Consider the following 633-nt stretch of genomic DNA (forward strand, 5'->3'; position numbering starts at 1 on the left):
CCCTTGTAGTTTCCTTTGGCACCTTCTTTATCTGAGTGCACGTTGACTAGGGACGCGTCGATATCCACGGTCAGAGGATTCATGCGGGAAGCTCGTGCTGCGGGATTGCGTTGACCTGCAGCCGCCCAGAGTTTGGTCCGTACCTCGCGTTGCATGGTAGCGAATGCGTAGTCGAAAGCCCCCGGGTGCTTGCTGATCCTGGCGAAGAACCTGCTGAACGTGGGGTCAGAGGCCACCGGCCCGAACAGCCCCTGAACCGTTCGTAGCTGGTCAGTGTCGCTGACTTGCTCGCCGCCGGCGGCGAGCATCAGACTCAGGTCTGCGATCATCTTCCCTGGCCGGTGCACCGCCGCGGCCGGGACGAATTGGGAGAATCGGTTTTCGCAGAGTTTGCGGAAACCCATTGCGTTGAGCAGGTCGCTCAGGGTGGTGAGTCCTGCGTGGGAGACGAGTGCTTGGTTTGTGCTCACGGTTGGTATGGCTGGGTAAAGGGAGGTATTGTTGTTCACCGAGAGAGTGATCCTTTGGACTGTTGAGAATATGGCTTAGATACCTTTATTTTCGCAGTTCAGGATCACTTTTTCTTTGTTAATGACGCTTAATTACTGGCCTCTCGATGAAATACCTGGGCTA

The 633-nt window shown here is 55.8% G+C and carries 1 protein-coding gene; it reads right to left on the reverse strand.

Translation table 11 applies throughout. The features are described 5' to 3' along the window. Positions 1-509: transposase (locus tag ACT3UA_RS18980; RefSeq protein WP_444617895.1), on the reverse strand; the 509-nt coding region annotated here is incomplete at its 3' end. Positions 510-633 lie beyond the last annotated feature (124 nt).

It is taken from the genome of Glutamicibacter sp. 363 (genome assembly GCF_052379505.1).
In the GTDB taxonomy this organism is placed as follows: Bacteria; Actinomycetota; Actinomycetes; order Actinomycetales; family Micrococcaceae; genus Glutamicibacter.